Raw genomic sequence first — 8,140 nt, 5'->3', positions numbered from 1 at the left:
AGCGAAGCGTGCGCCTTTATTCCCGGATTTCCCCATCAGGGAAATAGTTCAAATAAATTCGGGGATAACAGCGATCGAAAGATGGTACTGCAATCGGAGTGCCCCAGTGTAAATCTTATCTTGTTATAACGTGAGACATTTTAACTTAAGGAGATGACCCTTTTGACCGAAACCAATATCCCACTGCCAGAGCAGGAAGAGCAGATCGTTGAAGCCGGTGTACACAACTTTAGCAAGGAGGATGAGTGGGTAAAGCTTGAAGATCCCTTGCTGCTGGAACGGCTGGAGTGGTTCAAGGACCAGAAGCTGGGGCTGATGATGCACTGGGGACCATACTCCCAGCTCGGTTTGGTGGAGTCGTGGGCGCTGAGCGATGAGGATGGCGACTGGTCGCGGGATGACGTCGACTGGACGGATGATATGGAAGACTTCAAGCGAGAATATTTCGACCTGAACAAAACCTTCAATCCGATCCGATTCCAGCCCGAGCAATGGGCACAGATGGCCGCAGACAACGGCTTTAAATACTTCCTGTTCACGACCAAGCATCATGACGGCTTCTGTATGTGGGATACGAAAACAACCGATTACCGGATCACGGGAAAGGACACGCCGTTCCACAAGCACAAATACGCCGATATCTGCCGGGTGCTGTTCGATGCTTTCCGGGCCAAGGGGCTCGGCATCTCTGCATATTTCTCCAAAGCCGACTGGCATACCCCGTATTACTGGGCTCCGGGTATGGAGCGCGGGCGCCATATGTGGCGCGGGCCTTCATACGATCCGCACAAGTATCCATGGATGTGGGAGAAATTTGTGGAGTTCACCCATGAGCAGATTATGGAGCTGCTGACGAATTACGGGCGCATCGAATGCTTGTGGCTGGATGCGGGTTGGGTGCGTGAAGGCCGCCACGGGCAGGATATCCGGCTGGGTGAAGTGGTTGAGCGGGCAAGAAAAACAACGCAGCCATGGCTTCTGTCTGCCGACCGTACTGTTGGCGGGCCGTATGAGAACATCGTAACCCCGGAGCAAACGATTCCGGAGCATCCGATGAATATCCCGTGGGAGAGCTGTATTACCGTGGGACATTCCTTTGCATTTGGCTTCGATGATCAGTACAAATCAGGGCGTCAGCTTGCCCACATACTGCTTGAGGTCGTGTCCAAAGGTGGCAACCTGGCATTAAATGTTGGTCCTCAGCCGGATGGCCGCCTGCCGAAAGGAGCGATTCGGGGCATTCAGGGACTGGGGGAATGGCTGAACACCCACGGCGAGGGCATATATGGCACCCGCATCTGCGCACCATACTTTACGAAGGAGTGGGCCTTTACACAAAAGGCAGACATTAATACCGTCTATGCTTTCCGCATCTATCGCAACGAGAACGAGAACCTGGAACAGCAACTGATCATTCCTTATTTGGAAAAGGTAGAGCGTGTTGAACTTGTAGGTAGCGATGACGTACTTTCGTATCAGCAGACGACAGATGGGCTGCTCGTGGAGCTGCCGCGATCCGCTACGGAAGGGGAAGCACCCATCACACATACGTTCAGATTGGTCACCACATCATAAACATACATGTCAATTCCGGGGGAGATATAAGAGCCCTCGGAATTTTATTTTGGATACATATGAGATGTAATTCCTGAAGATATACGGGTTTAAACGCTTGATCCGCAAGGGTTTTTGGAATAAAGAGAGGTCGGAGAAAATTGCAAATTGATCAAAAAGCCCCCGGCAAGGTACTATCAAATCAAGAAAGCGCTACCTGATATGAATGTTGACATTGATTAGATCGCAAGCCATGAACCAGTCTCTAAAAAGAAGATTTAAGGGATCTAAATGTAATGTATTATTACACTTGAGGTATGAGAAGGAGTGACGCAAATGAGTCGAGCTACGGAAAGCATACCCGCGAACATGGACCTGCAGCAGATGAATCAGGCGGAGCCCAAGCGGCAGCATCCATTCATCCGAAGCCTCAAGAAGCACTGGGAGCTTTACCTGCTTGTGCTGCCCCCTGTACTGTATCTGCTGGTTTTCAAGTACATTCCGATGGTCGGTGTACAGATTGCCTTCAAGGATTTCAGTGTAGTCAAGGGCATCTGGGGCAGCCCTTGGGTAGGATTCAAGCATTTTGAGGCTTTTTTTGAATCCCCGAACTTTTGGCTGTTGATCAAAAACACGATTGGCATCAGCTTTTACTCCCTGCTTGCCGGTTTCCCGATCCCGATCCTGCTGGCGCTGGCGCTGAACGAGATTCGAACGGGATATTTCAAAAAGACTGTGCAGATGGTTACGTATGCTCCGCATTTTATCTCTACCGTTGTTATGGTCTCCATCATCATTCTGATGCTGTCCCCGCATGTGGGCGTTGTTGACAAGCTGTTCTCCATGCTGGGCTTCCCGATGACCAACTTCATGGGCATTCCGGAATACTTCAAGTCCATCTATGTATGGTCAGGGGTATGGCAGGGGATGGGGTACTCCTCCATCATCTATATAGCGGCCCTGGCGGGAGTTGACCCGTCCCTGTACGAAGCAGCGAAGATGGACGGTGCGTCCCGGCTGCGGAAAATATGGCACATTGACCTGCCCACCCTTGTTCCGGTCACGGTGATCATGCTGATCCTGAGTCTCGGCAGCATTATGGGCGTGGGCTTCGAAAAAATATATCTGATGCAGAACCCGCTTAACACGAGTGCCTCAGAGGTGATCTCCACGTATGTGTACAAGGTCGGTCTGATCGGAGCCAACTTCAGCTTTTCCTCGGCCGTTGGATTGTTCAACTCCGTAATCAACCTGATTCTGCTGATTATCGTTAACAGCATTTCCCGCAAAGTATCCGAGAACAGCTTGTGGTAAAGGAGGAGTGTATCCATGTTTAAACGGATGAACCGTAACCGGATCAAGGACCCGATCGGGGACCGCATCTTCATGACGCTTAATTATATTTTTCTCATCGCCATTCTGTTGACGGTGTTCTACCCGCTCTTGTACATTGTCAGCTCCTCGTTCAGCTCGTCGCGTGCCGTAACATCCGGTCAAGTGTGGCTGTTCCCGGTGGATTTCAATATCAAGGCGTACATCTCCATCTTCAAAAGCCAGCAGCTCATGCTAGGCTTCTACAACACGATCCTCTACACCGTGGTCGGTACCTTTATTAACGTAGCGCTGACCGTCATGCTGGCCTACCCGCTTTCCCGCAAATCGTTCTACGGACGGGGAGCAATCATCATCTTTATGATGATCACGATGTTTTTTGACGGGGGTCTGATTCCGACCTACCTGCTGATGAAGGATCTTCATCTGCTGGATACCCGCTGGGCGATGTGGCTGCCCGGAGCGCTTGCGGTGTTTCAGGTTATCGTTGCCCGTACGTTTTTCCAATCCTCCATCCCGGAAGAGCTTGGGGAAGCAGCAGAAATGGATGGTTGCCGGGATATCCGATATCTAATCAGTGTTGTGCTGCCGCTATCCAAGCCGATTCTGGCGGTCATGACCCTGATGTATGCGGTCGGTCACTGGAATGCGTATTTCGATGCGCTCATCTATCTGCGTTCCGAGAAGCTGTTCCCGCTGCAGTATGTGCTGCGTAATCTGCTCATTTTGAACGCGGCTGACCCGGCGATGCTTGCCAATACAAGCCAGCAGCTGCGAGATCAAGGGTTCGAGCAGGTATTGAAATATGCACTCATTGTTGTCGCAAGTATTCCGATCCTGATCATGTATCCATTTGTACAAAAGCATTTTGTCAAAGGGGTCATGGTGGGTTCCCTCAAAGGTTAATCTGCCAGAGGATAGAGGATCATCTTTATTTGTATCACGATCATATACGTGTTCTGCTATAACTCCAGCGGGAGTCGGCCTTTGAAGGGAGGTGGGGGCACGCGCCGGCTTCCGGGATTGGTTTTCAGAAACCTGTATACCCGTGTAGCATGACCCAAGGTTTGCCGTTATGAACAAAAAGGAGGAGTCAGATTGAGAAAATCCTGGATTTCGATGTTGTTTCTGATCTTTGCTTCAATGGCTTTGTTGTCGGCATGCAATTCGTCCGAGAAGGCAGAGGGGGGAAGCGAGGGGAGCGGCGAGAGCGGCGGCCCGGTTACGATGACCTTTTTTGCTCCGCAGGGCAAAGCGTCGATGGAAGAGAATGAATTTACCAAGTTTATCGAGAAGAAATTCGACGTCAAGCTGAAATGGGATCTGGCTCCGACCGATGCGCTGCAGGACCGCAGACAGCTGCTGCTTGCCAGTGGCGATTATCCTGAAGTTTTTCTCCACGGTAAGTTCACGACCTCAGACCTGCAAACCTATGGTAAACAAGGTGTGTTCCTGCCGCTTCAGGACTTGATCAAGCAGTATGGCCCGAATCTGACCAAAGTGATGGAGGAGAAGCCGTACTTCAAGGATGCCATTACGGCACCGGATGGCAACATCTACGCCCTGCCTATTTTTAACGAGTGCTACCACTGTACGTATGCCCAGAAATATTGGATCAACACCGATTGGCTGGATAAGGTGGGTCTGAAAATGCCTACAACGACCGACGAACTGTACACCGTTCTGAAGGCGTTCAAAACACAGGACCCGAACGGCAACGGTAAAGCCGACGAGATTCCGCTCACAGGTGCTCCGAACAAATATGTATGGAACGGCAATATTGATGCGTACTTGATGAACAGCTTTATATACAATGATAACGACAAATACCTGATTGTGAACGATGGCAAGGTGAGCTTTGCGGCCAATCAGGAAGGATGGAAGAAAGGGCTGGAGTACATGCACAAGCTGTATGCCGAAGGCCTGATTGATCCGGCATCCTTCACGCAGAATGACCAGGCTGTAGGTCAGCTGGGGAATAAGGAAGGTGATGAGGTGGTTGGCTCCATTACAACTGCACTCGTCAGCTATCTGGTGAATACGTATGACAAAAATATTACCCGCCACCAGCACTGGGATATCGTGCCGCCGCTGAAAGGGCCGGATGGTGTGCAGACCACAGGGGCAACACAGAGTGTAGGCGAGTTCGAATTTGCGATCACCAACAAAGCAACCGAAGCGCAGCAGATCGCTGCGATCAAAATCGTGGATTATATGTTCAGTGAAGAGGGAGCGTTGTACGCAGAGTACGGGCCGACAGAAGGAAAGGGCTGGAAGAAAGCTGATCCGGATGAGAAAAACATCAATGGCGAGCCTGCCAAGTACAGCTACTATAATCTGCCTGAACGTGATCCAAACGTAGTGGTGAACGAGAGCTGGTCACAGATTGGTGCGCATGACTTGTCCAACACGTTCCGCAATCTGTTTGCAGAGGGGCAGGACCCGCTGTCAGCGGAAGGATACGGTACACGCCTCGCCCAAGCGACGAATGTATACGCACCATATGCGCCGAAAGAGGTCTACCCAGCGAACGTATTTATCCGTCCAGAGGATACGGAGTCAGCAGCTCAGCTGACGACAGCGATCAAAGATTACGTGCAGACCAATATGGCGCAATTCATCATTGGCAGCAAGAGCATTGAGAAGGACTGGGATTCCTATGTCAAAGGATTCGATGGTCTTGGCCTGAGCAATTATCTGGATATTTATCAGCGTGCAATTGAGAAAAAGTAATCTATATAAGTTGAACCAAAAATATTACACAGTCCACTCCGTTATCGTGTAATTGAATAGTTCAATTTATATATATGGACTGTCCCGTCTGTCACCTGTGACCGGGGCAGTCCTCTCCTATGACAACCCCACGTCATTCGATATAATGTACAGCATATTTACGAAAATTCAGTGAACAAGGCAAGTGGTTGTCGTCATGCAGCATGAAATGGAATTGGTGGGGGGACGCGGGAGATGAGCAACAATTGGTTTAGACGTTTGCTGTTATCGTATTTGCCTATATTTTTTATTGTGACGACGATTCTGTTTTTTATTTTTTTCCAAATTTTTAATGAGCAGAACCGCAGGGAAGCACTCAAGGCGAATGAATTTCTGGCCTCACAGGTCACACAGTATCTGGACAACTCCTTGCGCTCGATTGATTTCAAGGTGCTGCGCGAGATTTTGACCAATTCCAATCTGAAAAATTATTTCTCGGTATCTGGCAGCGAGGATGTATATGCCGGCATTCAGGCAGTCAAGGTCATCGATGAGTTGAAGATAGAATATCCGCTGATTGACTCGGTGTATTTGGTCAGATACAGCGATAATACGGTTTTTAGCAACGGTAAGGCTATGCCAATTCATGATTTCCCGGATGCTACATTTATTGAAGATAGCCGCTCCAGGGATGAGCAGAAGTGGGTCGGTGCGCGGTCATTCAAGGCGTTCCCATCCCAGACAGCGGAGCAGGTGATTACGATTGTACGCAATGCCGCCAACGGACGGGGGCTGGTTGTGGCAAATGTGGAGCTGAACACACTGCGCAAATCCATTATGCAGATGTATGACCCGGAGTTTACGTTTGTAAACATTTACAACCGGGCAGGAGGCAGCCTGTGGAACAACGGAATGCCTGAAGATCACATCATGTCTGGCCCTACCCTTGCCTCCAAAACCGCAGCGGCTTCGGGAGAAGTATTCTCTGAATTTACGTCCAGCTACAGCGGCTGGAAGGTGCAGACCGGGCTGAACAACGGAAAGATCGTCAAGTTTGCCCTGCAATTTTATAATATCTGGTTTATCTTTGCTGCTGGTGTTGTGCTGGTCGGGGTGGCATGGGTCGTCTATGTGACTCGCAGAAACTACAAGCCCATTCAGCAGATCGTGACGTTGATCCAGACCGTATCTTCACAGAAGCCGTCTGCGCTGAATTATGGCAAGGAGAATGAGTTCCGTTTTATTCATACGACATTGGAGCGCATGATTGATCAGACACGGCAGTACCAGGAGGAGCATGAGGAGAACCTGATTTTGCAGAAAAAGGTCTTCTTTCAGGAGCTGCTCGAAGGTACACGCGATTACTCGGGTCATGAGCTGTCTGCCAATATGAGCAGGTTCAAGCTGCCGGAACTGGAGCATCGCTGGGCTGTGCTGGTGGTGGAGATGGATCGGTATGACGTATTTGAAGCCGAGTACCACCAGCAGGACCAGGCTCTTCTGAAATTTGTGCTGTCCAGCATTCTTCAGGAAAGTGCGCGGCATGAAGGAACAGACGTGTGGGCCGAGTGGGTCTCCGAACAGTGGCTTTATGCGATTCTCTGGCTGCCGGAGACAGAGCATTCGGAAGAGATGGAAGCACGTCTGCTCACCGATTATCTGGACCGGATCGGGCAATATCTGAATTTTACCGTCACGATCGGGGTAGGCCGGGTTGCGGTTGATCTTCGCGGGCTGAGAGCTTCCCTCAAAGAGGCTGTACACGCGCTGGAATACAAGGCTGTGCTTGGCACCAATCGTATTATTCCATGCAGTGACGTACCGAATTCCACCAATGATGTGTATGAGTTTCTAAAAACAATCTCCCTGCTGGTGCAGGCGATGCGGCTGTCGGATGAGGTCTGGGAGCAGCATTTCGAGCGGCTGTTCAAGCAGATTCGCCAGTCTGTCCTGTCGCGGCAGGAGATTATGAACACGGTGCAGTTGTTGTTCCAGCATTATAATCGGGAATTTGCCGAGCTGCCGCAGGAATATAAGGAGACGTGGGCTGCGATATTTACACCGTTGCTGCCAAGGCTGGAAGGCTGGGAGACGCTGGACGATCTGCGAGAGCTGTGTCTGGAGGGTTTCCGGGAACTGGCCCGTCAGATGCAGTCACTGCAATGCTCTCGCAAGCATCGATCACATATTTTGGAGATTCGCAAATATATCGAGGAGCACTATACCAATCCTGACCTGTCTCTGAATTACCTGAGTGATCTGTTCGATATCAATCCGAAGTATCTGAGCAAGCTTTTCAAAGATGAGCTTGGAGAGAAGTTTGTGGATCTGCTCATCAGTCACCGCATCGAAAAGGCGAAGCAGCTCATGCAGGAGACGGACAAAGCTATTCAGGAGATCAGCGAAGAAGTGGGGTACACGAACTATAATTCCTTCAACCGGGCTTTTAAAAATGTCGTGGGCATGGCTCCGAGTGACTATCGCAAGGCGATGTGAAGGCGGTGAGGTTGAAAGTATAGTAAGTGTGAAGGGGTGCTGGCAG

5 protein-coding genes are annotated in these 8,140 nt (G+C 50.3%); all 5 read left to right on the top strand.

Translation table 11 applies throughout. The annotated features are described in order from the left end of the window. Positions 1 to 162 precede the first annotated feature (162 nt). The 5 genes from IEW26_RS28005 to IEW26_RS27985 all read left to right on the top strand — a co-directional run bounded on the left by IEW26_RS28005 (position 163) and on the right by IEW26_RS27985 (position 8,094). Positions 163 to 1,575 carry an alpha-L-fucosidase gene (locus IEW26_RS28005; RefSeq protein WP_373288596.1) on the top strand — a complete coding sequence of 471 codons (1,413 nt, stop codon included), beginning with the start codon at positions 163 to 165 and terminating at the stop codon, positions 1,573 to 1,575. A 348-nt stretch (positions 1,576 to 1,923) separates the two neighbouring features. Further along, the gene (locus IEW26_RS28000) at positions 1,924 to 2,868 is read left to right on the top strand and encodes an ABC transporter permease (RefSeq protein ID WP_229730089.1); all 945 of its coding nucleotides are present in this window, start codon (positions 1,924 to 1,926) and stop codon (positions 2,866 to 2,868) included. Positions 2,869 to 2,883: 15 nt separating this feature from the next. Continuing rightward, the gene (locus IEW26_RS27995) at positions 2,884 to 3,792 is read left to right on the top strand and encodes a carbohydrate ABC transporter permease (RefSeq protein ID WP_111273468.1); all 909 of its coding nucleotides are present in this window, start codon (positions 2,884 to 2,886) and stop codon (positions 3,790 to 3,792) included. Positions 3,793 to 3,984: 192 nt separating this feature from the next. Beyond that, the gene (locus IEW26_RS27990; RefSeq protein WP_145405783.1) at positions 3,985 to 5,619 is read left to right on the top strand and encodes a type 2 periplasmic-binding domain-containing protein; all 1,635 of its coding nucleotides are present in this window, start codon (positions 3,985 to 3,987) and stop codon (positions 5,617 to 5,619) included. Between the two features lie 234 nt (positions 5,620 to 5,853). Further along, positions 5,854 to 8,094 (top strand): helix-turn-helix domain-containing protein, encoded by a 2,241-nt coding sequence (locus IEW26_RS27985; protein WP_188594786.1) that lies wholly within the window; start codon positions 5,854 to 5,856, stop codon positions 8,092 to 8,094. Positions 8,095 to 8,140: the final 46 nt, after the last annotated feature.

Source organism: Paenibacillus silvae (assembly GCF_014639235.1).
GTDB lineage: Bacteria > Bacillota > Bacilli > Paenibacillales > Paenibacillaceae > Paenibacillus > Paenibacillus silvae.
The sequence above is the reverse complement of the archived record's forward strand: the minus strand, read 5'-3'. Positions and strand labels throughout refer to the sequence as shown.